Raw genomic sequence first — 24,966 nt, forward strand, 5'->3', positions numbered from 1 at the left:
ATGCTTTACAAAATAATAAAAAGCCTTTGAAATCAGCATTTAACATCAAATAAATTTTTTTGTACCAAAAATATATCCGTACCTTTGCAGTCCCAATTTATGTTGGGAAAAAGGAGAAAATTTATTTAATGGCAAAAAAACAAGAAGCAGAAAAAGAATTAAAAGCCAAAGAAGCAGAGCTGGATACAGTGAAAGCTTCGGCAGAGAAAGAAACTATTGAATCAGAGGCTGATTCAATTTCTATCGAAGACATCAAGTCTCAATTATCAACCCCAAGCGCAGATTTTGACTGGGATGCTGATGACAAAAAGTTTGGTAACTACAGCGACAGCGAACGCGAAAAGCTTGAGCAACTGTATGACGGAACTTTCAGCTCTATCACTAAAGGTGAAATCATCACCGGTACTGTTGTAAACATCAACAGCAAAGATGTTGTGCTAAACGTAGGGTTTAAATCAGACGGTTTGGTGTCGGCTTCTGAATTCCGCGATACTCCTGACCTTAAAGTAGGCGATAAAGTTGAAGTTTTTGTTGAGTCGCAGGAAGATGCTAACGGTCAGTTAGTACTTTCACGCAAACGCGCAAAAACACAACAATCATGGGAGCGCATTAATGCAGCTTTAGATAACGATGAAATCATCACCGGTTTTGTTAAGAGCCGTACAAAAGGTGGTTTAATTGTTGATATAATGGGGGTTGAAGCCTTTTTACCGGGTTCACAAATCGATATCAAACCTATCAGGGATTACGATGTGTACGTTGGTAAAACAATGGAGTTCAAAGTTGTTAAGATTAACCACGAATTTAAAAACGTTGTTGTATCGCACAAAGTGCTTATCGAAGACGACCTTGAAAACCAAAAAACTGAAATTGTTGCTCGCCTTGAAAAAGGTCAGGTATTGGAAGGTACCGTTAAAAACATTACCGACTTTGGTGTATTCATCGATCTTGGCGGTGTTGACGGCTTACTTCACATTACCGATATATCATGGGGCCGTATCGAGCATCCGCGTGAAGTACTTGCGCTTGATCAAAAAATCAACGTTGTGGTACTTGACTTTGATGACGAGAAAAAACGTATTGCCCTTGGTTTAAAACAACTTACCCCGCATCCTTGGCAAAACCTTGACGAAACAATTCAGGTTGGTTCGAAAGTTAAAGGTAAAATTGTTACCGTTGCTGATTACGGCGCATTCCTTGAAATTACCCCTGGTGTTGAAGGGTTGATTCACGTATCAGAAATGTCATGGTCACAAAACCTGCGTAACCCTCAGGAATTCCTGAAAGTAGGTGATGAGGTTGAAGCACAAGTGTTAACACTTGACCGCGACGAGCGCAAAATGTCATTAGGCATTAAACAATTAACGCCTGATCCATGGCAGCATGCCGGCGAGAAATACGCCATAGGCACCCAGCACGTAGCTACAGTTAAAAACATGACCAACTTCGGTGTGTTTGTTGAACTGGAAGACGGTATCGACGGCTTGATCCACATCAGCGACCTTTCTTGGTCTAAAAAGATCAACCACCCGAACGAGTTTACTAAAGTTGGTGAAAAACTAAACGTAGTAGTACTTGAACTGGATATTGAGAACCGTAAGCTTAGTTTAGGTCACAAACAACTGGAAGAAAATCCTTGGGATACTTTCGAAACCATCTTTACTGTTGATTCTATCCACGAAGGAACAGTAATTAAAGTAACTGATAAAGGTGCAATTGTTGCCCTTCCATACGGTGTTGAAGGCTTTGCGCCAACTAAACACCTGGTTAAAGAAGACGGTACCAGCGTTAAAGCTGAAGAAACTGCCGACTTCAAGATCATTGAGTTTGGTAAAGACAACAAACGTATCGTCATTTCACACTCACGCATATGGGAAGAAGCCCGTGCCGAAGCAAGGGTACAGGATTTTGAAAACCGTAAAAAAGAAGCTAAAGCAGCCAACAGCGCGGTGAAGAAAGTGAAAGATTCGGTTGAAAAATCAACTTTAGGCGACCTGGGCGTTCTTGCTCAATTAAAAGAGCAAATGGAAGGCGCAGAAAGCAAGGCGAAAAAAGCCGCTGCTACTAAACAGTCTGAAGAAGAAGCAAATTAATTAAATAAATTTTCTTCATAACTAAGCCCCGTCAGTTTAAATGACGGGGCTTTTTTGTGGGATGACCTGTAAAATAGATGTCGAAATTTTAATAGCAGATTAATGATTTGATAAACTAATTGACGGTGATTATTTAACTAATCGCCAAAATCACTACATTTGCCCAAATCCAACCCAGCGATGCTCAATCTAACACTGCTCGACGGACAAAAATTCCAGGTAACCATTCAACGTTTATGTCGTCAGTTAATTGAAAATCATAACGATTTTTCAGAAACGGTACTAATTGGCATACAGCCTCGCGGCATTTATCTGGCCCGGCGAGTAGCTGAAGAATTACGCAAGATTTTATCAGGCAAAGCCATATTACAAGGTGACCTTGATATTACCTTTTATCGAGATGACTTTCGCCGCCGCGACCAATTGATGCCTAATCAAACTAAAATCGATTTTATTATTGAAGGCAAGCAAGTGGTAATGATGGATGACGTACTATGGACAGGCCGCACCATTCGTGCCGCTATGGATGCTTTGCAGGCATTCGGGCGCCCGGCAAAGGTAGAACTGCTAACCCTGGTTGACAGACGCTACAGCAGGCACATACCAGTAGCAGCCGATTATGTAGGTATTGAGGTGGATTCGATAGCATCGCAAAAGGTAGTAGTAAGCTGGAAAGAAACTGACGGAGAAGATAAGATTGTCTTACTGTCGGAAGTGAAAGAATAACATAACTCTCGGAGCAAAAGAAAAAATAAATTCGAAATCGAACATCCGAAATTCGAAATCAAAATATGGCAGGACTAAGCACAAGGCATCTATTAGGAATTAAAGACCTCAACCGCGAGGATATTGAACTGATATTTGAAACAGCGGATACGTTTAAATCGGTACTGAACAGGCCGATAAAAAAAGTGCCTTCATTGCGTGATGTAACCATTGCCAATATTTTCTTTGAAAATTCTACCCGCACACGTTTGTCGTTTGAACTTGCGGAGAAACGTCTTTCGGCAGATGTGGTAAATTTTGCTGCTTCTTCATCATCAGTAAGTAAAGGCGAAACCTTGATAGATACCGTAAACAACATACTGGCCATGAAAGTGGATATGGTGGTGATGCGCCATCCATATGCCGGTGCGGGGATCTTTCTAAGCAAGCATGTAAAAGCGCAGATAGTAAATGCGGGTGATGGCGCGCACGAACACCCAACACAAGCATTGCTTGATGCATTCTCTATCCGCGAAAAATTTGGGGATGTAGCAGGTAAAAAAGTGGTGATAGTGGGGGATATTCTGCACTCAAGGGTAGCCCTGTCAAACATCCTTTGCCTGAAACAGCTTGGCGCGGAAGTGATGGTTTGCGGCCCTACTACATTAATCCCGAAATACATTGGCACATTAGGCGTTAAGGTTGAAAACAACCTGATAAAGGCGCTTAATTGGTGCGATGTTGCCAATATGCTGCGCATACAACTGGAGCGTCAGGATATAAAATACTTTCCTTCGCTACGAGAGTACACCATGCTTTATGGATTGAACAAGCAGATACTTGACAGTTTGGATAAAGAGATTATGGTAATGCATCCGGGGCCTATAAATCGGGGTGTGGAAATCACCAGTGATGTTGCCGACAGCAAACAATCTGTAATATTAGAACAGGTAGAAAATGGAGTTGCCGTACGTATGGCGGTGCTTTACCTGCTGGCGGGACAAACTCAGTAATTACTATGAAAAATATCACAAAAATTCTAAAAGATAACTTGTTAGGGGTGATTGTAGGTATATGTGTGCTATGTTTTTCATTCGAATTATTTATCAATAGTATAGAATTCACCTTCACAAAGTGGGCTGGTTTCATATTATTTATAAGTTGTGGTTTTTATAAAAGGATAGAAAACCAAAAGTTTAAACAAGGAACAACTACTCGAGAAGGAACAAAGAATCTATTATAAATAAAGGAAACAACTCCATTGACCTAACCTGTATAATTGGAGCTTGTTTTTTTAAGTACTTTATTTGCCACATTCTTTCCGCTGGTAAGCGCAGCTTCAACAGTCCCCATAGCCGGGCCTTCATACAAGTATTCGCCTGCAAAGTACAATGTATTTTCTACAGACTTATTTAATAGTTGACGTGCTGTTGAACTTTCAACTTTATCATAAGCGTATGAACCAAGGGTAAACGGATCAGCAGTCCAGTTGGCTACGTGCCAGGCTACCAATTTGCGCTTTAACACATCAGCAGGAATTTTAAATACTTTGCTTAATGATGTCAAGCCAAGCTGTAAAATGTCTTCGTCATTCATGTCCTTTTTATCATAAGCCGCCAGCCCGCCAAGCCAGCCGGTAAGCAGGGGATTTTGTCGGGGTAGTTGAGTCCACCAGGTAGGGATGACTTCTTCGGTAAATAAAAAGCTCATATCGCTTAGGCTTGCACCCGCAAGTTTTTCAATATCACTATCTTTCCAGAAAGCTTCATCAAACTCAAGCAGTGTTTTTATAATGGCACCAAATCCAATGTCGTTTAAAGCAGCAGTATATTCAGATACAGCCGGGTGTAGTGTTAATGCTGACGGGCTATCCTTATCAGCCTGCAACACGCCAAGAGGTAGAGCTATAATTACTTTGTCGGCCTCAAAAATATGATCATCAGCGGTAACTACACGCACGTTATCTGGCTTCCATAACAGCTGTTGAGCTATGGCATTTAATACTATAGTGTTACCGGCTTTCTTGACTTCATCCGCTATAAACTGTATTAAGGTACTATATCCGCCATTAACACGGTCCTGGGCATCTTCATCTTCATTAAGCCATTCATTACGGAGAGCGAATGAACTTGCCAGCTTAGCATCAGCGGTATCATAGCCTGATATATATTGAATAGTACTTTCCCGAAGCTCTTTGTACTTTTCATCACCAAACTCTTGTTGCAAGAAATCGTAAATAGGGATATCCTTTTCCAAGGCTTTGAGCTTTTCAAGCAGCTCATCCCATCCTTCAATAAAATTTTCACTCTGCTCAAATTTGCCGTCGTAATACTGCCACATTTCGCCTTCCGAAGGGTAATGACTAATTCCGGCCTCCTTTAATAGCTCAAGGGTTACCGGCAGTTTGCCATGCACAAACTCGGCGCCCAGTTCGGCGTGTTGAAAGAAAAGTTCGTTGTTAAGGGTGTGAATCCGTCCGCCTGTGCGGTTGCGTGCTTCCAGTACGGTTACGGTTTTACCAGCTTTTGAAAGTTTGTATGCAGCCATCAGTCCGGTAGCGCCGGCACCAATAATAAGGATATCAGTTTTTTCCATAAATAATAAGCGGCAGGTAATCTGTAGATTATGCTGCCGCTTATTAAACGTTTGGCTCAGTGCCTATTGTTTGGTGTCAGAGCGTAAAATATCCATGACAGATGCTGTTTATGGGTCCCTTTTTAATTGGTTATTTCCAAATGCTTAAAACTCTTGGTATGCCTGAACTCCAATATCTTGTCGCTGTTTACAGCAAATTCAATGTCCTTCCCATCAATACTAACTTTTGCAGGAACAAAAGGCAAGCCTATAACATTAAACAGGTAACCATCATAACGGGGTGTGTATAAACCCTCCATGCTATGGTTCATCACTAACGAAGAAGTGTCGCCGTTTACTACAAACTTCTTTTCCGAGTAGATATCCTGTTCGTAAGCAAATGATTCGCCATGATCCTCAAACAAGAACGAGTTTGCTTCATAATCACTGTGGTATATATTCAGTTTAACCTCTTCAATCGGTTTTTCGTTTACATACTGCATAACCGGGTACTCCGGTATCACTGCCCCGGCCTTAATAAACACCGGAATGGTTTCAAGCGGGGTAAGTACTTCCACTTCGTCGCCGCCGCTTACCACTTCGTTGGTCCAGAAGTTATACCACTGGCCTTTTGGAAGGTAAACCTTCCTGCTTTTTTGTCCAGGCCTTAGCACAGGGCAAATCAGTATCTTGTCGCCAAAGGTGAATTCATCCTGGCGAAAGTGATTTTTCAATACGCTTTGTTCCTGCATTACAACCGGCCTCAAAATAGGGAAACCGTAACGGTGATGCTCCCAGAAAGCTGAGTACAGGTAAGGCAGTAAGCGATAACGCAACTCAATAAATTTACGGTTTATTGAGGTATAAGGTTCGCCAAAGCTCCATGGCTCACGCTCTTTAGTGTCACCTGCTGAGTGGGCGCGCATAAACGGCGCAAAAGTGCCGGCCTGTATCCAGCGTGTAAACAGTTCACCATCGGGCTCACCGCTAAAACCGCCGATATCAGTACCGCAAAACGGAATACCTGATACCGAAAGTCGCTGTAATTGTATGTTTCCTAATTGCAGGTGTTCCCAACTTGCAACGTTGTCGCCTGTCCAAACCGAAGCATAACGCTGTACGCCTGAATAACCTGCACGGGTAATGGTAAACGGACGCTTATTCTTTTTAATGTTACGAATACCTTCATAAGTAGCGCGCACCATTTGCATACCATAAACGTTGTGCGCTTTGCGGTGCGAACCGCGGTAGCCGTCATATTGATGTCGTACGTCGTCAGGGAAGGTACCTGAGCCGAATACCGCAGGCTCGTTCATATCGTTCCAAACGCCGGCAACACCCATTTCAACAAGCTCGTCAAATAAAGTACCCCACCATTCCCGCACTTCAGGATTAGTAAAGTCAGGAAACTGGCAGCGGCCCGGCCATACATGGCCTTCCATAAAGTAATCGTCACTGCGGCGGCAAAAATAACGCTTTTCTTTTCCTTCCTTAAAAATAGGATAATTATCATCTACACGAATACCCGGATCAATGATCACAACAGTTTTAAAACCGCTATCAGCAAGTTCCTTAATCATCTTTCTCGGATCAGGGAAATACCGGCGGTTCCAGGTGAAACAGCGGTAGCCGTCCATATAGTCGATGTCCAGATACAGCGCATCACATGGTATCTTATTTTCCCTGAAACCTTTAGCTACCATTCTTAACTTTGCTTCCGGATAATAACTCCAGCGGCACTGATGATAACCCAGCGCCCAAAGCGGCGGCATAGGATGAGTTCCGGTAAGCAAGTGATAGCTTTTTACAACGTCCATCATGTGCGGACCGTGGATATAGTAGTACTGCAGTTCGCCGCCATCTGCCCAGAAACTGGTTTTTGTGCGATCTTCACTGCCAAAGTCAAAATGTGCTTTGTAAGTATTGTCGAAAAATATACCGTGGGCAATACCTTCATTTACTGTAATGTAAAACGGGATACTACGGTAAAGCGGATCCTGGTTCCAGTTAAATGAATAAGCGTCGGTATTCCAGTTTGATAATCTTTTGCCACGCAGGTTAAGCTCGGTAGGTTTATCACCAAGACCAAAAAAATTCTCGTCGGGGTGACATTCTTTGGTACAATAAACATAATAACCACCAAATTGCGCGTTCTCTTCCCAGTGCATTGGGGTGGCATCGGCGCTGGTAATTACATCGTCTTTATCTGAAAAAGATATAAAGAAATCGGCTTTGCGCACATGGCAGTTAATAATTTGTGTTGATAGCCTGAACTCTTTTTCATCTTCAGTAAGCGTTACGGGTACCGGCTTATTTTTCAGAACAGGTACCGCGTATGAGAAATCGTCAAGAAAAACACCGTGCGGTGCAAGTCTTACACGCATAATCTCTTCGTTTACAACAATGATCTCTACTTTGGCGTCACCATCAGAAAAGTAGAATTTATTGCCCAACTGTTCCACCTTTTCGGGAATGCCGAGATATTTTTTTGTGATGGGTTTTATACCATCGGCAGGGTTATTTAAGTGCCGAAAACCTTCTTCTTCAACAACTAACTCGTTAAATAACTCTTTTGGGTTAAGTATATTCTCTTCCATTTAAATCAATTATGTAGGGGCTACAAATTTGCTTATTGCTTAACTTAAGTGCAATATAATGTTTTAACACTTACCTCTACCCATTATTGTGCCATTAGTAAGAGTTTTTGAAAATTGTAAAGATTCCGTCCGATTTAAATAACAACGCTATTAACGATGGGTTTTAAACTCATCGTTAATGAACAGAATGCTTTAAAAACTTAATAAATAGCCATTACTTGCAGGTAATGTAAGTGCTAAACCATCAGCAATGTTATTGGTGGTGAACTTATCGCCTGAAAGCAAACAATTAAATTTTTTTTCGCCGGACAGGCGAAGATTATTCAACAAATCATCACTTAGTCTTATAGTGATATCAACAGGATGCCGGTTAAAGTTTACCACGATAAGTACCCGTTGATTTTCGGTATAACGCAGATAAATGTAAAACTTGTTATTAAATCGCGGCTGATGCTCATTGGCCATCATCAGGTCGTAAAATTCACCACTTTTTAGTGCTTCATTATCAGCAACGGTATTTAATAACTTACTGTAGAATTTACGCAGGGCTTTTTGATCTTCAGATAACAATCCACTATCGTATTCACCATTGTTCAGCCATTTCTGGTGTTGGGGTACACCCCAGTAGTCAAAAATGGTGGTACGACCATCATTGCCGCTAAAACCACTGGCCCCTGCGGCTGGTTCCCCTACTTCCTGACCGAAATAGATCATAACCGGTCCGTTATGAAGCGTTGCTGTAACAATCATTCCCGGTACGGCAAGCCATGGGTTCCCGGCGAAAGCTTCTGAGGCGATACGTTCTTCGTCATGGTTCTCCATAAAACGGAGCATGCGCTCGTGAAAGCCTTGAGTGTGATGGTTCCATACGGCATTGATGTCCCAGGTGCTGGCATGCGGTTCGTTGCGTGTAAGACGTTTTACAGCATCATAGAGACCCACTTTATCATACAAGTAATCAAACCTGCCGTTGAACAGGTAATTGTGGTATTCATTTGGATTATAAGCTTCGCCGATGAAGATCAAATGTGGATATTTTTCCTTCATTGCCGGTATCAGCCATCCCCAAAATTCAAACGGCACATATTCAACCATATCGCATCTGAAACCGTCGATACCTTTATCTGCCCAATAGCAGAGAATATCAAACATTTTATGCCATAGCGGCGGTACAGGATTAAAATGCGTTATGTATCCGCCAACATAATCAATACCGTAATTGAGCTTGATGGTTTCGAACCAGTTATTGATAGAGGGCCATGCATTGAAAACATTGTCGCCTGTTGCTTTTGCGGGATACTCATCAAACCAGCCATCTTTCAGGGGACTATTGAAATCATCACCACCCGGATTATAGCCTTGAGGTAGATGGAATGGTTCGCCGGGTATATAATAGAAATCGTTTTTCGGTGAAAAGGCTACTGAGCTGTCATCATCCTCACCAAAGTCGCGCACACCTTTAGGTTTGGCATCCGAATGATAGGTGCGCGCTACATGATTCGGCACAAAATCCATAATCACTTTCAAGCCGGCATTATGTGTACGCTGAACCAGTGCTTCAAATTCTTTTATTCGGTTGGGCACGTCAACTGCCAGATCAGGATCGATATCATAATAGTCTTTTATAGCATAGGGTGAACCAGCTCTTCCTTTTACCACATCCGGATCGTCGGGTGGTATGCCATAGGCTGAATAATCAGTCATGGTAGCATGCTCAATTACACCGGTATACCAAACATGGGTAAAGCCCATGGTTTTTATTTCATTGAGCGCTCTGTCATTTATATCATTTATTTTACCGCAGCCATTTTCTTCTATCGAACCATAAAATTTGTTGGTTGTGTTGGTATTGCCGAAAAGCCGGGGCAATAGTTGGTATATGATAAGTTTGTGGCCTGTTTGTGATGTCTGCATAAAATGATTCAAATGTCGCTAAAATAAGATTTATGTAAATTGACTTACATATAAAACAAAAAGCAGGCCGCGAGGGCCTGCTTCATCAACCTAAGATATAGTTTGATTCAATTGGGTTTCTTTTTATATGCCGGGCTTATACTGTTTAATGTCCAGTTTTGGCTGTGCGCCGTTAAGCAGGGCCGGGTCATACTCAATGGTGATGGTTTTTTCTTCGCCTTTTAATACCGAGAAATAATTGTCGCTAATGATAGCAGGTAACACCTGTGCACCGGTAGTAGCGTTAAGCAACTGCACACGCAAACCAAAGGCTACACCAGCCGAGTTAGCCGGATTCTTAATGTTCACCGTCATTACCGCCTTGTTAACTTGCTGTACGGTGTTTGATGTAATATCAAGCGCTACCTGTGGCATGCTGTTAAGTGCGGTATAATTTCCGGTGCTGCTTCTCCAGTAAAAATTGTCAGACAGTAATTTACCCGAAGCATCGTTCAATTCAAGTTTAATAAAGCTTACATCGCTAAGCGGTGCTGATATATCACTGTACACTGAAAAATCGAACAGCGATACACCAAAAAAGCCCGACCGCTTAACCGACTGCATTTTTACATAGCGCGCGGTAGTTGGCGTTATAGTAATTACATCTGCTCCGCCGTCGCCTGTAGTGGTTGAGTAAACGTCCCGCCAGGTAACAGCATCATTTGATACCTGAATTTTATAGGCTGATGCTGAGCTTTCCCACTGAAGGTTGATAGTTCGAATGGTTTGGACGCTGCCCAAATCGACATAGATCCAGCTGTTATCAACAAGTGCGCCGCTTGCCCAGCGGGTTCCTGATAAACCGTCGACAGCAAATACCGGTACATTATTACTTTCTGAACTTGACGCCACAACCGCCTTTTTAAGCGCCAGATTTGTTAAGCTGTTTATGGCGTTAAAGCAATAGGTAATGGTGTCTTTTATAGCGTTTATCTGTTTACTGCCACCATAGCCAGCAGCAATGCTGCCATCAATGTTGTATACTGTAGCTTTTGCTGTTACATTGTTCAGCGTAGTAGGGGTGGTGTTTACCACTTTCACGCCATCGTCGGCAATGCTCCATTGTATGTGTACCGGTTCGCTGGCTTTTTTAATACCATAATAGGCCCCTGTACAATCATAATAGTAATCGTAGGTTTGCCATATCATGGTAGGAAAAGCGGTCTGGCTCATCCAGTACAACAGGCCCGAAGCATCATTCCAGATATGGTCCTGCCATCCTTCAAACATAGCCTTGTGTGTTTCAAGGTTCATCAACTGCGCTTTGCGGCAAAAATCTTCAATGCCTGTAGCTGTGCCGTAGTAGTTATTGATCCTGTTCATGAAATCAGACGGACCTGCACCACCGCCATATGCCCAGTCGTCACTAAAATAATGTGAACGGTTCCACATGTCATTACGCGGCCAAAGCTTATCAGCCGGTATAAACTTTTTAAAGCTCTCCACATTTGGGAATGCCACCGCGCCAACTTCGCTGCGAAAACCCCAGGTACCTACATAAGACCCGGCCTGATCGGTACGTTTTATTCCTGAAGTAAAGTAAGTAGCCAGATCAAGGTTATTCCATGGTCCGCTGCCTGATAAACCGCCCTGTTTCGGCATGCCGAACTGCAGTTTCGGATTTGGTGTTTGCACGTTCTGCCCGTTTGAGCTTGATTGGTAAAGCCTGTCGCCGCCATCATATTTAAGTGTGCTATCCTGCAGTTGTATATCCTGAAAAGGTACATTTTCGTTGCTGCCACACCAAACCGCAATGCTGGCATGGTTACGGAAGCGTTTTAATTTTTCGGGTACATTTGCCAAAAACGCTTTCTCATCATTTAAGAATGTAAAGCGGTTGTTCAGCCAGAAATCGTCCCATATCATGATGCCGTATTTGTCGCACAAGTCGTAAAAGGCCTCATCGGTGGTTGAGCCTGTCCAGTTACGGATCATGTTCATGTTCATATCCTTGTGAAACCTGATACGCGTTTCATAATCGGCTATACTGCGATGATTGAGAATAAAATCAGGTATGCCCCAGTTCCCGCCTTTTACGTAGATACGCTGTCCGTTTATGCTGAGCTGCATAACGCCGTTCTTATCGTTACGGTATCCATACTTACGCACGCCAAAGTTGAAGCTTGTGCTATCGCTCACTTTGCCGTTCATCTCAAAAACTACCTTACAATTGTACAGATTAGGGTCGCCATAACCATTCGGCCACCAAAGCTTTACATTGTTCATTACAATGCCTGATGACGTAAGCGTACGTGTTTCTTTAGCGTTAAGGCTCACGTCCTGCGTAAAGCGCAAATTCCCGGGATTAACTACTACGGTTAATTTACCTTTTTGGGCAGCCGACGTATTGTTTTTAACCTGCGTACTGAACTGCATCTTTGCTGAAGTATTGTTGCTTTGCAGCTCAATAGTGCGCATCCACGGGTCATTGAGCGTTATGGCATCGCTGACGCTTAAATAAACCTTTTCATAAAGGCCTCGGTTTAATCCGGGTACCTCTGGCATCCAGTCCCAGCCGCCGCTTGGTTTAAACGTAGGCGACTCGTTGTTGTTGATCTGGTTGGTCATGGTAAGTACCTTCACCGCTATCACGTTGGTCCCTGTCGCATTAACTTTGTCGGTAATGTCATACCGGCCGCGTTTCATAAATCCTTTTAGCAACCCAAGCTTAAAATTATTTATGTAGATTTCTGCATTTTTATTAATTGCAGTAAAATTCAGCCAGATGTGTTTGCCTTTGTATCTTTTCGGTACGGTGAACTCGGTACGATACCAGTGATTGAGATTGTACTTAACCTTGTCCACTTTGTAAATATTATCACCGTATGATGGATCAGCTTCAATGCCTGCCGCTACATAGCTTCCAAAAATAGTACCCGGTACCTGCGCTTTCATCCAGTTGCCGGCATTGTAACCCGGGCTGCGCATGGCAACACTATCATTGCCCACTTCGGCTTCCGACCGTAGTTTCCAACCACCATAGGCAGCGCGGTATTCCTGCCATATTGAAGCCTGGCCATTGTTGCTCCAGTTACCCGAGGCTGACGACCGTACATCACCAACAGATTGCCCCATAACAGCTGATCCGCTGATGAAAGAACCGATTAAAACACTTAAAAAGGGGTAAAACTTTATCTTCATTTAAATTAAATAGGTGCTGCTTTTATTTTTTAATAAACTTTAGTGACGACCGCTTGCCGCCGTTTTCCATCATTACAAAATACATTCCCGGCTTCCATGTGGTAATGTTGGCGTTCCAGTTGGTCGTGCCTTTGTCTATAGCTGCCTGCATTATTTTTTTTCCTTCTGATGAGGTGATGATCAGGTTGCCTGCCGCGGCAGTTTCAGGAAACGTGATGTTCAAATTACCGTTTGTTGGATTGGGATATAAATTCACCACCGGCTGACTCTCTATTACTTTTTTGTTTTGAACAGCGAATATGCCAAAAGAGGTAAAACCTTCCGCGGTTGCCCTGTAAGGGTCAGCCTGTGAACCGGTGCCGCTTAAAGTGGCATCAGTAGTAATCCAATCGTTATTTGCATAACGGATGAATTGAACAGGTTTTGAAGCATCAAATGTTGAAGGCTGATCGGCAGTTAGCCAGGTTGTTGATATGCCCACCTCGTTACCAAAGTTATTTTGTGAAATGATGGTCCACTGTTTTTTTACAGTCTTGTCAGCGTCCGGCAGGTTTACATCCGGTTGATTTTTAACGCCGACAAAAAACACACCGGCATTACCGGCTGAACTGAGCGTAACAGGAGTAGCCGTTGATACGCCCACAGGAAATGTTACTGCATCGGCGTTAACTGTGCGTTTTAACACACCGCTGCCATTGGTGGCAAAGAAGGCTTTACCGGGGTTTAACGCTGTTGTAAGGGTGGCATCAGCAAAAGCGCCATCAAGTATGCTTAATGATAGCCGGCCGGTAGATTGTGTGTTCGGACGTACCAGGTTTAACTGTTTGCCAAAAATAACGGTGCCGCCGATGGTCAAATCAACCGCTGAAGCATCGTTGGTAAAAGGTACAATGTTTTGAATGGCCGTTGTTGCTGAAAGATCAAGCATACCGCTAATGTCATACAGGTAATGTCCGCCTTCGGTAGCGGTGCCAAGTCCATGAAATTCTCCATCGGCATGTTTAATCGCAACTTTTTTTCCGTATAAAATGTTCAGAGTGATGTTATCGGCTGTTAGACCAGTTTGATCAAGCGGCACTGCCGAGAGGGCAACACCATTATAATACAGGTTAACATCCTGCAAAAGATCGATATCAAGGTTATTGTTGCTTTTTTTTGGGCGGATAAGCGCTATGCCGGTTTGTCCTGTGCCGTCCAACGTAAATTTATTGCATGATGATGGTATCAGCAAGGCAATGGCGCTATTCTGGCCGTCGGCCGAACCAAATGTGCCGTTGTTGCTTATAACCGCCGGACCTGCCTCTGTAAAAGTACCGGGTTCTAATGTATATAAGTCGGCATTTGAAGCGCTTGTTGGTGCGCTCAACGTAGCGTTTTGTTCAATTATTAGATTTTTTATAGCAGCGTTAACATCCAGCATAACCGTATTGCCGCTGCTTATAATGATATTGGTGGTGTCGGGTTTTTCGCCTTGAGCCAGGGTTATCCATCCGGCGGGCGTTTCATTTTCCAGCAACTCGATGTCGGCTTGCTGCGCGAAGGTAGCACCGTGCCATATACATAAGGCAAAGCTAAGCCCTGTTATGGCAAAAAAACGGTTGAATATTCGCATTGATTATCCGGTTAGATTTTATAGTTGGTTGCCTTTATTTACAGATAAGGCAGCTAAAAATATATATTAAAAACGTTTTAGCAAAATTTTTTTATCGACATGCTTATTTGAAGAATGGTGTTTACATGATCTTTGAAATGCCTGACGGCGGTTGTACCTTAGCAGCACTTTATGCGCCTCAAATCAAATTTATTCTATCGTGTTGTTGTTGTACTGCTCTTGCTTATTGCCGGCTGCCGGCCACTTAGCGAAGACGAGTACAAAGTGGTAAAGATAAAAGACGGGGACACAATCGAATTGTTAAGTCCGCAAATGCAAACCGTCACTGTGCGCCTTGCAGGTATCGATTGCCCCGAAAAAGCGCAGGCATTTGGAACGGCCGCCCGTCAATATACAGCCATGCTTTGTTTTGGTAAAAATGTCAGGCTAAGAGTTGAAGATACCGATCGTTACGGGCGTACTGTCGGAACCATAATACTTGATGATGGGCGCAATTTGAACCACGAACTGGTACGCAATGGCTACGCATGGGAATATAAAACCTACTCAAAAGATCCCGAGCTGGCGCAGCTTGAGCAAACCGCCCGCCAAAATCGGCTTGGATTGTGGCAAGACCCGAACCCCGTTGAGCCTTGGAATTACCGGCGTAAAAAAACAAAGAAAAAGCCGCGTAAGAAACGTCGTCATAACACCGAAGTTGTATATTTAACGTGCTATACTTCAACTGCCTATGCAATATGTTAAAGCCTTTTTATCGCTTGCTGTAACCATTGTTTTAATATGGTTGCTGCAAACCAAGTTTGGCGATATACCACCTGTTGGCAAACTGCTTAACCCGGTAAGCGGTTTCTGGCAAAATGCTGAAAAGAAAGGTGAAATAGCTAAAGTTGAATTAAATCTACCCGGATTGCATGGTGAGGTGACTATCCTTTTTGACAAGCACCGCATACCACACATTTTTGCGAAAAATGATCATGATGCCTATTACGCTCAAGGGTACCTCACCGCCCGCGACCGCCTTTGGCAGATGGATATTCAAACACGCAGCGCATCTGGCAGGTTAGCCGAAATAGTAGGCGAAAAAGCCTTGGAGGCTGACCGTAACAAGCGCCGCATGGGCATGGTTTATGGAGCTGAAAATACGCTGAAAGGAATGATGCGTGACAAGGAAGTTTGGGACGGCATTGTGGCATACACTGAAGGAATAAACGCCTATATTGCTCAGCTGTCGCCTAAAGATTACCCGCTTGAATTTAAACTGCTCGATTATAAACCTGAAAAATGGAAACCTATAAACAGCGCTTATTTGCTTAAGCTGATGTCGCAAACACTCGCAGGAGGGTCTGATCAGTTTGCTATGACCAATACGCTGAACAAGTTTGGTCCGGATGTAATTAAAGAGCTGTTTCCCGACAGACCTGCTCATGATGAACCGATCATCCCGAAGGGAACTAAATGGAACTTTACCCCTCTTGAAATACCCAAGCCCTCAAAAAGCTTTACTGCGCTGATGACATCGCATAAAACACAGCAAAAGCGTGAAGGTATTGGCAGCAACAACTGGGCTGTCAGCGGCCGGAAATCAGCAAGCGGTTACCCTATACTGGCTAATGACCCACACCTTGATCTTACCTATCCCTCTATATGGCACCAGGTGCAGTTGGCAACGCCGACCATGAACGTATATGGCGTAGCTCTGCCAGGGGCGCCGGGTGTAGTTATCGGTTTCAATAAAAAAATAAGCTGGGGAGTTACCAATGTAGATGCGGCGGTGCTCGACTGGTATCAAATAAAATTCAAGGACAAAAGCAAAACCGAATACTGGTACAATAACCGCTGGAATAAGATAAAACGCAGAGTAGAAATAATTAAAGTGCGTGGGAAGAATCCTGTTTACGATACTGTTTTATATACCCACCACGGCCCGGTTGTGTACGAAAGCGCTGACAAGAAAAAGAGGGGCGCGCCGGAAAATGTTCCGGTTGGCAAGGCGCTTCGCTGGGTGGCGCATGATGTGTCTGACGAGTTTAAAACATTTTACCTGCTTAACAGGGCAAATAATTATGCCGATTACCGTGATGCGTTAAAATACTACTCAGCACCCGCGCAGAACTTTATTTTTGCTGATGTGGCAGGTAATATCGCTATAACACCAAACGGAAAAATACCGATTAAGTATAAAGAACAAGGTAAGTTTATTATGGATGGCAGCGACCCGGGCAACGACTGGCATGGCTTTATCCCACAAGAGCAAAACCCAACGGTTAAGAACCCGACAAGAGGATTTGTAAGTTCAGCAAACCAATTCTCTACCGATGCTACTTATCCTTATTATATCAACTGGCAGTTTGCCGAGTACGAACGGGGTAAACGCATAAACGACCGTCTTGCTGTTATGACGAATGCCACTGTTGACAGCATGCGTATTTTACAAACCGACGACTACAGCATTATAGCGCAGGATGTTTTGCCGGCAATGCTGCAATACGTAGATGAAACCAAACTAACCGACGGGCAGATTTCGGCATATAAAATAATCAAGGGTTGGAACAAGCATTTCTCGGCAGATGCTGTCGGCGCTACAATTTTTACCACATGGTGGAAAAAGTTCTTTAACCTTACCTGGAACAATCGCTTTTACAGCAAAAAAAAATTACTGCGGATGCCATCACGCGATAAAACAGAGGAATTGCTGCTGAAACAACCAAACTCAAAATGGTTTGACGACCCGCATACCGATGGAGTAGAAAACGCGTCAGACAGGGTCAATAAAGCGTTTATTGAAGCTGTTGATGAACTGATAAAAGCGCACGGTAACCCCGGTAACGCGTGGCGATGGGGAAGGATAAAACAATTTGAAGTTGCCCATCTGGCCGGATTGGATGGTATGGGCTCAGGCAACTTTGAGTCGGGTGGAACGGGTTCAACCGTTAACGCGCTGATAGACGGGCACGGCCCCTCATGGCGGATGGTTGTACAAACCGGTCCGCAAATGAAGGGTTACGGCATACTTCCCGGCGGCGAATCAGGCAATCCCGGCAGTTTCTATTACGACGATATGTTTGCTACCTGGAAAGCCGGAAGGTTAGATGAACTACTGTTTTTGCAATCGGAAAAAGAAGGCAAGGGCAGAATAAAAGGAAAACTTGTGCTAAATAAACTAAAATAGAATTGTCATTTCGACGAGGTACGAGGAGAAATCTTCTGAAAGCGGTAAGCATAACAGCGTAAAGGCATGTCGCAGAAGAATTTCTTCCTACGTCGAAATGACAGCTAACAGAAAAAATACATGCTATTATTCGCAATCATACTTGCTTTAACCTTTATTTCAGGGTTCATACTGCCTTGGTGGGTGTGCGCAATCATCGCGTTTGCAGCCGCATTGCTTATCCGTACTAAAGGCAGTGCTTTTTTATGCGGCTTTAGCGCGGTAGCTGTAGCGTGGCTTGGTTTAGCGTTGTTAAAAACTTTGCCCAATGAAAACATACTTGCTCAACGTATGGCAAAGCTGTTTCACTTGCCTAACTGGCTGCTGCTATTGGCCGTAACCATTATTATCGGTGGATTGGTTGGCGGGTTCTCAGCTTTAACAGGTGTGCTTTTCAGGAAAGCTTTTATTACAAAAAAAGCTTAATCAAATAAACCTTTGTCTCTGTCTAAAAATCGTGGTCGGCGCACGTTTAACCCAAGTTTTTTATTGAATTGCTCGCTAACATAGTCGCTTAGCTCAGGTGAATAACGCTCATCGTGCTGGTGCATAAAAAACCATACCGACTGTAACCCTGCATCAGCCCATTTGGTTATACGGTCAATCCAGGCATCTACGCGTGCATAATCACTTGGATGCAGGCTGTTGCCCACAAAACGAATAAAGGCATGGGGAGTTGAAAGATACATGTGCACGCAATCTCTGCGGCCGCTTGCGTCAGTTATCACTGTGCCAATGTTTAGCTCTTTAAACAGATTAAACACCTTCTCACGATTTTCGGGCACGGCAAACCAGTCTTTATGACGCAACTCAACATACACAGGAGCATCGGTCGGGAGTCGTTCAAGATAAGTCTTCAGTTCAGGAAAACTCTTTGGCGTAAAGTTATCGCTCAGCTGCAAAAACAGCGGCCCAAGCTTTTCGCCGAAGGCGGCAATTCCTTCATAAAAGCTGGTGGTAATGTCGTCGGCATTTTTTAATCTGCGTATATGGCTTATGCTTTGCGAAAATTTCGGACAGAATTTAAAGTCAGGATTTGCGGCGGCTTTTTCTTTCCATTTACTAAGTACCTGCGGGCCGTAAACCTGGTAAAAGGTGGCATTAAGTTCAATACAATCAAAGTGCTTTACGTATTCGTCTAAAAAGTTAGCGTCTTTGGTTTTGGGTGGATAAATTTTGCCTACCCATTCCTTACGTCCCCACTTGGCGCAGCCTACATGTACCTGCAACGGCCCGCTGCCCTTTGCGGTTTCAAGCGTATTAACGGTTATTTCAGGATCGGGAGGAAGCGTAAAATTTACTTCCATTAGTTCTTCAGGAGCTACACGGCCAAATTCCATGGTGACAATTTTACGGCAAGATAAAACTTATTCTATTTCTGCGAATGATTAATTTGCGCCGTCATACATCTGCATTAAAATGAAGAAGATTTTTAAGCCGGGACTACTGACCTTTATTTGTTTACTAACCACAACATTTTTGTTTGCACAGCAAGATCTGCGCAGCAAAATAATATATATAGCTACACAAATTAACGGTGTAGTGAGTGTGTCAGTAACAAATTTAGAAACCGGTGATACGCTAAACTACAATGGCAACAGCCATATGGTTATGCATAGTGTAATGAAATTGCCAATCGCGATGACAGTACTTCATCAGGTAGATAAAGGTAAACTAAAGTTTGATCAGAAGATACACATAACTAAGGCTGATTTGCCTGAAACATATAGCCCACTTCGTGATAAATATCCCGAAGGCGATGTGGATATAGCAGTAAGCCAACTGCTCAGTTATATGGTTTCGTTAAGTGACAACGATGCTTGTGATATACTGCTGAAAGTACTTGGTGGAACAGCTACTGTTGAAAAGTATGTCCATAGCATTGGCGTGAAAGATATCTCGATAAAAGCGTCGGAAGCGCAGATGGCATCGGCATGGCCGGTACAATACACCAATTGGTGCAGCGCCAAAGCCATTAATCAGTTGTTGGGTATTATGTACAAGGGTAGCGCGCTTTCCAAACGAAGTAATGATTTTTTATGGAAGATAATGCTTGAAACTTCTACCGGGCCTAAACGCCTAAAAGGGTTGCTTCCAAACGATGCAAAGGTGGTGCACAAAACAGGGACATCGCCGGTGAATAATGACGGGCTTGCCGCTGCTACCAATGATGCCGGCATCATGATATTGCCCAATGGCAGGCATATCGCCATATCAGTTTTCATTACCGATTCTTATGCCGACAATGCAAAAAGAGAAAGCGTGATTGCTCAAATAGCAAAAGCTGTGTGGGATGAATATAGTAAATAGTTACTTTTTTACAAGCACTTTTTTAGCCAGTTTATTGTTGCCGTCAACCTTTTCCGTTACCTCTAGGCCAAGTATGTTAGCGATCAGGTTATACACATCCACATTATTAAAAGGCATGATTGTTAAGCCTTTTTTAAACGCGGGGCCCCAGGCATAAAAGGTAGCACGCATTTCAGGTACCTGTTTAACATCATAACCATGCTGCCCGGGCTTTATTTTGTATTTGCCAAACTGGATCACATTAGGCGCATCAGGCATAATCAGGATATCGCCTATCCGGTTGAAGGTGTCGTCTTTCGAGCTGTATTTTAAATGCGATGGTGTGTTTGTTTTAAGATAAACCTTAAAGCCTTGCCCTTTTGATTTTTTTTTCAGCGCCTTGTAATCAGCTTTTATATCAGCACCGGGTTTTGCATATAATTCGGCAAGCGGTACATCGCCGTAAGTGCGGTATTTAGTAGTGTCGACAAGGGCGGGTAAGTTGATAGCGTTTGCAGTATCCGCCTTAATCATGCCATGATCAGACACAAAGATAAAGTTCACATCAAGTCCGGTGGTTTTTACCGCTTTAGTTAGCTCATAAACAGCCGAGTCGATAAAATGAACGGCCTCTTCTGTTTCTTTACTGTCGGGGGTATGTCTGTGCGATTCATGGTCAACCTCTGGTAGATAGAACGTAATTAAATGCGGGCGCTGTTCTGCCGGAAGTTTTAACCAATTTACAACCGCACCAATACGATGACTGATCTCTGTTTTTTCGTTGTAATTGTAATAGTATGTCGGCCTGTATTGTTGTATCTCGGCTTCCGAACCTACCCAAAAGTATGTTGCGCTTACCATTTGTTGCTTTTCAGCCAATACCCAGAGCGGAGTACCACCATACCATGTACCATCGGTATATTTTTTTGCAGTATTGCTATAATAAAATTCCTGTCTTTTTGGGTCGTAAAAATTATTGCCAACAAGGCCGCTGTGCGCAGGGGTTAAGCCTGTTACCATTGCATAATGATTGGGAAAAGTAAGTGTTGGGTAACTTGGCAGCATGTGCCTTGCCTTTACGCCTGAATTTGCCAACTGAAGCAGGTGTTGGGTATTGTATTTTTCGGCATAGTCATACCTGAAACCATCTGCCGAGATCAATATTACATAAGGTTTTTTCTGCTGCGCGACGCTGTTCTTTCGCCCGTTAACTTTTTGCTGTGATGTATCAACCTGACAAAAAGCAATTCCATATGCCAATACACATATCAATAAAAAAAGGCCACGTTTCATATACGTGGCCAAAATTAGCTAATTTGAGTTAGGGAATTGTTACCGCGTAGTAACTATCTTGTTGTTATTTCTTTCTTTTCAGCGCTTCGGCAATTGCTTTTTCAGCCAGTGGTTCCATAATTTTATAACCTTTTAAATTCGGGTGCACGCCGTCATGTGCTAAGTCTGCAGGCAGGCCTTTGCGTTCATCAGCCATTGCTGAAAAATAATCAACATAAACAATGTTGTTCTTGTCGGCATACTCCTTTAGCATGGCGTTCAGTTTCATTACTTTGGGTGCAGGCTCAAGTCCGGGGTGCCATGGAAAATCATATGCAGGCAATACTGACGACAGCACCACTTTTATGCCGTTGGCCCGTGCCAGTTCGGCCATTGAAGCAATGTTTCCGAAGGTAAATTCAAGTGTAGCCGGACCGGTGTTTTGCGCGATGTCATTTATACCTGCCAGTATTATTACTACCGACGGTTTCAGGTCAATCACATCCTGGCGGAAACGAACCAGCATTTGCGGCGTGGTTTGCCCGCTTATGCCACGGTTAACGTATGATTTGCCTTTGAAAAAGTCAGGGTCGGTGTTCGACCAGCCTTCGGTTATCGAGTTACCCATAAAAACTACACGTTTTTCACCGGCGGCCGGCGTACTCAACTTTGCATTATCATCAGTAAAGCGTTTATTAAAGGCCCAGTCATAATGTACACGGTCTTCCATGTGTCTTCTAAGCTTTTCCGCATCGTCAGACGGTTTGTCCTGGCCCATGGCGGTTATGGTAAATAGCAATGCAACAGGTAATATAAAAAGTTTCTTCATCATTGTAAAATGTTACTGACAGCCCAAATGTATGCTAAAAAAGCACGTAAAAAAGTAAATAATCCGTTATAAAGCTTAGTTCATGCGGTTGTTTTGTACAAAGCTTTGCAACAATATCATAGCGGCGGTATGTGATTCATCCGAAATGAATCTTAATTCTGCTGGATTCACATATCCTTCAAACTCCTGCAGCACATCGGCGTTTGCTGAGGCAAAACCCATGGCCCACTCTACAAAAATGCGGTTCTTTACCGGGCCTTTTACCAGTTCAATAATGTTGCTATGCCTGAAATCACATATTATCTTATTAAAGATATATTCAACATCCTCTTTCTCACCTTCAAGCACCTGCAAAAACGTTCCGTCGGCATATAATAGTATACCGGTAACATTTACCTGTTTATTGTTTTCGCGGCTTGCCTCAAGAATTGAAGCGAGCGTATAGTCGTCAAAAAATTGCGACGAGGTGCTTATATAAATAATGTTGTACATCTACAGTTACAAATAAAGCTGAAGCGCATCATAAGCCAGTTCGATACCCGGCCGCAGTTCCTGCGAAATATCGTGGTGCCTGCCCAGGCGGTGACTTATATGGGTAAAGTAGGTTTTTTCAATACCCAGTTCCTGCGCCAGTTCAACTGCTTCTTCAAACGTAAAATGTGATATATGTGTTTGCTTTTGCAAAGCGTTTATTACCAATATTTTACTTCCTTTTATTTTTTCTTTCTCCTTGTCGGATATGGTTTTGGCGTCGGTTATGTAGGTAAAATCGCCTATCCGGAAACCTAACACAGGCAATTTGTAGTGCAATACCTCTATTGGAATTACCTTTAAACTGCCGATATAAAAGGGTTCGGTAGTAATGGTATGCAAGTTTAACTGAGGAATACCCGGATATTTAAAATTTTCGAACACATACGCAAATTCACGTTTTAAAGCAGTCTGAACGCGCTCTACTGCATAAACGTCCATAGGTTCCTGCTGCTTGTAATTGAAAGCGCGTACATCATCAAGCCCGGCCGTATGGTCTTTATGTTCGTGAGTAAACAGGATAGCGTCAAGGTGTTGCACATTGGCACGCAGCATCTGAAAGCGGAAATCGGGCCCCGAATCAATAACGATGTTTTTGCCATCAACCTCAATAAAAACTGATGTACGCAGGCGTTTATCGTGCGGATCATTAGACGTGCATACCTCGCAGTTGCAGGCAATAACAGGTACACCCTGCGAAGTTCCGGTACCAAGGAAAGTAATTGTCACAGCTGCAGGTTGGTTTGTTTTAACTGGTGTAAAAAAGCTATCTGTTTATCATCAAGCAAGTGGTGGTCTATCTCAATTTCACGCGTAAGTTCAACTAACGATTGTATGCGGCTTTCCAGGTTCGAAAAGCGGTTCACCACAATCATTTTACTGTTTTGCAGCAGGCATGCCCCGGTTTTAAAGTTACCCTTTTCATAACGCACCTTGTACCCACCGCTTTTAAGCAGCAGTTCCAGTTTTTCGAGCGTATGAGTAGTTAAAGGCAGCATGCTTAGATATGAGACGTTAGATTTGAGATATGAGACTCACATTTCAAATATAGAAAAGATGGGCATGGGTTCGAAATGAGATTGAAAAAGATTGTATTTCCAAAACATGGTTTAATATCCAATAAAATATTACTTCCTCAAGGAGACTGTAGCTTCTAAAATATTGTTATTAGAAGAAAAATTAAAATTGTTAAGGTAATCATACCAACCATTCTATCCTTCCATTCTTCAACCTCAATTACATCAGAGAAAAAAGAGTTCTTTCTTTTCTTACTTTGGCTTGCCATGAATATTGCACGGTAGACTTTTCTTACGTAACACCCGATAGTGCCAAGAATAATGCGCCCAACTACTATCGAAAAAAGCTTTGATATACCTTCTAACATAAGTAATATTTACCTTGATTTAAAGGTAGTAAATAACAATGTCTTACCGCAAATCCACCACTTCAACACCCGGATATTTCTTCGGATCAAAAACAAAATAAGCATCAGCAACGGGTACGTTTGGGGTAACCATTTTTAATGTGTAGGTGTAGCGGCTTCCGTTACGATCAAACACCAGTACGTTGTATATCTGTTTTTTCGCCTTGTCAATCATCAGCCTGATCTTGAAGAATTGTGCTTTTTCGGCTTCGGGGGTTAGGTCGATCACCTGGTAAATTTTACCGCCTTGTTTCTGAGTGCCGGTGTACAGGTATTTGTACCCTTTTTCATAAATGGTAAATATTTGAGCTGGGTTAAAACCATCATTGCCCACACCGGCATCATTTACCTGCACTTCTTTCTCTTCAACCATATAAGTCCACTGTGTTTTACCATCGCTCATTATCTCCTGGTCAATCTTCGACTTAGTTTTGCTAAGCGGATCATACAAGCTTACCCTGAACTTGTTACCCTTAGTTTTTGATATCAGTGTGCCGGTTTGCGTATGAGTAATGCCGGCTTGCTTGTTATCAAGCGTAAAAGTAAAGTCGGTTTTTATAGAACTATACGAACGATATTTTTTGCTCAGTTCGTTTAATATGGTTTTAGCTTCCTTATCCTTTTGAGCGAAAGCGGTAAAGGTTAATCCACTTAGAAATAGAATATATGCGAGTGCTTTTTTCATAATCGTTTAAACCCCGGAAGTATGATTTTGTTGCCGGGATTATTGTTTTAGATA

General features: G+C 43.0%; 19 protein-coding genes. 7 read left to right on the forward strand and 12 right to left on the reverse strand.

Going from position 1 to position 24,966, the window contains the following annotated elements; all coding sequences use genetic code 11:
* Positions 1–128: 128 nt before the first annotated feature.
* From rpsA to EOD41_RS19790, 3 genes are all read left to right on the forward strand, one after another.
* Complete coding sequence (rpsA, locus tag EOD41_RS19780) at positions 129–2,093, forward strand: 30S ribosomal protein S1 (protein WP_127708327.1); 1,965 nt, start codon at positions 129–131, stop codon at positions 2,091–2,093.
* 180 nt (positions 2,094–2,273) lie between these two features.
* Positions 2,274–2,819 carry a bifunctional pyr operon transcriptional regulator/uracil phosphoribosyltransferase PyrR gene (gene pyrR, locus EOD41_RS19785; RefSeq protein WP_127708330.1) on the forward strand — a complete coding sequence of 182 codons (546 nt, stop codon included), beginning with the start codon at positions 2,274–2,276 and terminating at the stop codon, positions 2,817–2,819.
* A gap of 65 nt (positions 2,820–2,884) precedes the next feature.
* On the forward strand, positions 2,885–3,811 hold the full coding sequence (locus EOD41_RS19790; protein ID WP_127708333.1) for an aspartate carbamoyltransferase catalytic subunit: 927 nt from the start codon (positions 2,885–2,887) through the stop codon (positions 3,809–3,811).
* 253 nt (positions 3,812–4,064) lie between these two features.
* On the opposite strand, the gene EOD41_RS19795 is transcribed toward EOD41_RS19790, so the two are convergent.
* The 5 genes from EOD41_RS19795 to EOD41_RS19815 form a co-directional block, all read right to left on the reverse strand.
* Complete coding sequence (locus EOD41_RS19795) at positions 4,065–5,393, reverse strand: flavin monoamine oxidase family protein (RefSeq protein WP_127708336.1); 1,329 nt, start codon at positions 5,391–5,393, stop codon at positions 4,065–4,067.
* A gap of 122 nt (positions 5,394–5,515) precedes the next feature.
* The gene (locus EOD41_RS19800) at positions 5,516–7,969 is read right to left on the reverse strand and encodes a glycoside hydrolase family 31 protein (RefSeq protein ID WP_127708338.1); all 2,454 of its coding nucleotides are present in this window, start codon (positions 7,967–7,969) and stop codon (positions 5,516–5,518) included.
* 192 nt (positions 7,970–8,161) lie between these two features.
* On the reverse strand, positions 8,162–9,883 hold the full coding sequence (locus EOD41_RS19805) for an alpha-amylase family glycosyl hydrolase (RefSeq protein ID WP_127708341.1): 1,722 nt from the start codon (positions 9,881–9,883) through the stop codon (positions 8,162–8,164).
* A 123-nt stretch (positions 9,884–10,006) separates the two neighbouring features.
* Complete coding sequence (locus tag EOD41_RS19810) at positions 10,007–13,063, reverse strand: discoidin domain-containing protein (RefSeq protein ID WP_127708344.1); 3,057 nt, start codon at positions 13,061–13,063, stop codon at positions 10,007–10,009.
* Positions 13,064–13,085: 22 nt separating this feature from the next.
* Complete coding sequence (locus EOD41_RS19815) at positions 13,086–14,675, reverse strand: T9SS type A sorting domain-containing protein (protein ID WP_127708348.1); 1,590 nt, start codon at positions 14,673–14,675, stop codon at positions 13,086–13,088.
* A 171-nt stretch (positions 14,676–14,846) separates the two neighbouring features.
* Between EOD41_RS19815 and EOD41_RS19820 the strand changes: the two genes are divergently transcribed.
* The 3 genes from EOD41_RS19820 to EOD41_RS19830 all read left to right on the forward strand — a co-directional run bounded on the left by EOD41_RS19820 (position 14,847) and on the right by EOD41_RS19830 (position 18,309).
* A complete protein-coding gene (locus EOD41_RS19820) occupies positions 14,847–15,419 on the forward strand; it encodes a thermonuclease family protein (protein ID WP_127708351.1) in 573 nt (190 codons plus the stop codon).
* Positions 15,406–17,844, forward strand: a complete 2,439-nt coding sequence (locus EOD41_RS19825) for a penicillin acylase family protein (protein ID WP_127708354.1) — start codon at positions 15,406–15,408, stop codon at positions 17,842–17,844. The genes EOD41_RS19820 and EOD41_RS19825 overlap by 14 nt, the downstream gene beginning before the upstream one ends.
* Positions 17,845–17,964: 120 nt before the next feature.
* On the forward strand, positions 17,965–18,309 hold the full coding sequence (locus tag EOD41_RS19830) for a hypothetical protein (protein WP_127708357.1): 345 nt from the start codon (positions 17,965–17,967) through the stop codon (positions 18,307–18,309).
* On the opposite strand, the gene EOD41_RS19835 is transcribed toward EOD41_RS19830, so the two are convergent.
* Positions 18,306–19,223 carry a DUF72 domain-containing protein gene (locus tag EOD41_RS19835; protein WP_127708360.1) on the reverse strand — a complete coding sequence of 306 codons (918 nt, stop codon included), beginning with the start codon at positions 19,221–19,223 and terminating at the stop codon, positions 18,306–18,308. The genes EOD41_RS19830 and EOD41_RS19835 overlap by 4 nt on opposite strands.
* Positions 19,224–19,302: 79 nt before the next feature.
* On the opposite strand from EOD41_RS19835, the gene bla reads away from it, so the two are divergent.
* Positions 19,303–20,193 (forward strand): class A beta-lactamase, subclass A2, encoded by an 891-nt coding sequence (gene bla / locus EOD41_RS19840; protein ID WP_127708362.1) that lies wholly within the window; start codon positions 19,303–19,305, stop codon positions 20,191–20,193.
* Here bla and EOD41_RS19845 read toward each other — a convergent pair whose 3' ends face one another.
* The 6 genes from EOD41_RS19845 to EOD41_RS19870 form a co-directional block, all read right to left on the reverse strand.
* Complete coding sequence (locus tag EOD41_RS19845; RefSeq protein ID WP_127708365.1) at positions 20,194–21,465, reverse strand: alkaline phosphatase family protein; 1,272 nt, start codon at positions 21,463–21,465, stop codon at positions 20,194–20,196.
* A gap of 64 nt (positions 21,466–21,529) precedes the next feature.
* Positions 21,530–22,276 (reverse strand): SGNH/GDSL hydrolase family protein, encoded by a 747-nt coding sequence (locus EOD41_RS19850; protein ID WP_205780614.1) that lies wholly within the window; start codon positions 22,274–22,276, stop codon positions 21,530–21,532.
* 72 nt (positions 22,277–22,348) lie between these two features.
* Complete coding sequence (locus EOD41_RS19855) at positions 22,349–22,765, reverse strand: BLUF domain-containing protein (RefSeq protein ID WP_127708368.1); 417 nt, start codon at positions 22,763–22,765, stop codon at positions 22,349–22,351.
* 6 nt (positions 22,766–22,771) lie between these two features.
* The gene (locus EOD41_RS19860) at positions 22,772–23,533 is read right to left on the reverse strand and encodes an MBL fold metallo-hydrolase (protein ID WP_127708371.1); all 762 of its coding nucleotides are present in this window, start codon (positions 23,531–23,533) and stop codon (positions 22,772–22,774) included.
* Positions 23,530–23,802: a hypothetical protein gene (locus EOD41_RS19865; protein ID WP_127708374.1), complete on the reverse strand. Its 273-nt coding sequence runs from the start codon at positions 23,800–23,802 to the stop codon at positions 23,530–23,532. Before EOD41_RS19865 ends, EOD41_RS19860 begins: the two co-directional genes overlap by 4 nt.
* A gap of 429 nt (positions 23,803–24,231) precedes the next feature.
* Complete coding sequence (locus EOD41_RS19870; protein ID WP_127708377.1) at positions 24,232–24,912, reverse strand: LolA family protein; 681 nt, start codon at positions 24,910–24,912, stop codon at positions 24,232–24,234.
* Positions 24,913–24,966: the final 54 nt, after the last annotated feature.

Origin of the sequence: Mucilaginibacter limnophilus (assembly GCF_004005815.1) — a bacterium.
Classification (GTDB): Bacteria; Bacteroidota; Bacteroidia; order Sphingobacteriales; family Sphingobacteriaceae; genus Mucilaginibacter; species Mucilaginibacter limnophilus.

Bases quoted from the DNA above. Each gene is read 5' to 3' on its own strand.
- EOD41_RS19815 (WP_127708348.1), bottom strand. From the start codon at position 14,675: ATGCGAATATTCAACCGTTTTTTTGCCATAACAGGGCTTAGCTTTGCC.
- EOD41_RS19795 (WP_127708336.1), bottom strand. From the start codon at position 5,393: ATGGAAAAAACTGATATCCTTATTATTGGTGCCGGCGCTACCGGACTG.
- EOD41_RS19870 (WP_127708377.1), bottom strand. From the start codon at position 24,912: ATGAAAAAAGCACTCGCATATATTCTATTTCTAAGTGGATTAACCTTT.
- EOD41_RS19820 (WP_127708351.1), top strand. From the start codon at position 14,847: ATGCGCCTCAAATCAAATTTATTCTATCGTGTTGTTGTTGTACTGCTC.
- EOD41_RS19830 (WP_127708357.1), top strand. From the start codon at position 17,965: ATGCTATTATTCGCAATCATACTTGCTTTAACCTTTATTTCAGGGTTC.
- EOD41_RS19825 (WP_127708354.1), top strand. From the start codon at position 15,406: ATGCAATATGTTAAAGCCTTTTTATCGCTTGCTGTAACCATTGTTTTA.
- pyrR (WP_127708330.1), top strand. From the start codon at position 2,274: ATGCTCAATCTAACACTGCTCGACGGACAAAAATTCCAGGTAACCATT.
- EOD41_RS19790 (WP_127708333.1), top strand. From the start codon at position 2,885: ATGGCAGGACTAAGCACAAGGCATCTATTAGGAATTAAAGACCTCAAC.
- EOD41_RS19845 (WP_127708365.1), bottom strand. From the start codon at position 21,465: ATGAAACGTGGCCTTTTTTTATTGATATGTGTATTGGCATATGGAATT.
- EOD41_RS19800 (WP_127708338.1), bottom strand. From the start codon at position 7,969: ATGGAAGAGAATATACTTAACCCAAAAGAGTTATTTAACGAGTTAGTT.
- EOD41_RS19850 (WP_205780614.1), bottom strand. From the start codon at position 22,276: ATGATGAAGAAACTTTTTATATTACCTGTTGCATTGCTATTTACCATA.
- EOD41_RS19855 (WP_127708368.1), bottom strand. From the start codon at position 22,765: ATGTACAACATTATTTATATAAGCACCTCGTCGCAATTTTTTGACGAC.
- EOD41_RS19805 (WP_127708341.1), bottom strand. From the start codon at position 9,883: ATGCAGACATCACAAACAGGCCACAAACTTATCATATACCAACTATTG.
- bla (WP_127708362.1), top strand. From the start codon at position 19,303: ATGAAGAAGATTTTTAAGCCGGGACTACTGACCTTTATTTGTTTACTA.
- rpsA (WP_127708327.1), top strand. From the start codon at position 129: ATGGCAAAAAAACAAGAAGCAGAAAAAGAATTAAAAGCCAAAGAAGCA.
- EOD41_RS19865 (WP_127708374.1), bottom strand. From the start codon at position 23,802: ATGCTGCCTTTAACTACTCATACGCTCGAAAAACTGGAACTGCTGCTT.
- EOD41_RS19835 (WP_127708360.1), bottom strand. From the start codon at position 19,223: ATGGAATTTGGCCGTGTAGCTCCTGAAGAACTAATGGAAGTAAATTTT.
- EOD41_RS19810 (WP_127708344.1), bottom strand. From the start codon at position 13,063: ATGAAGATAAAGTTTTACCCCTTTTTAAGTGTTTTAATCGGTTCTTTC.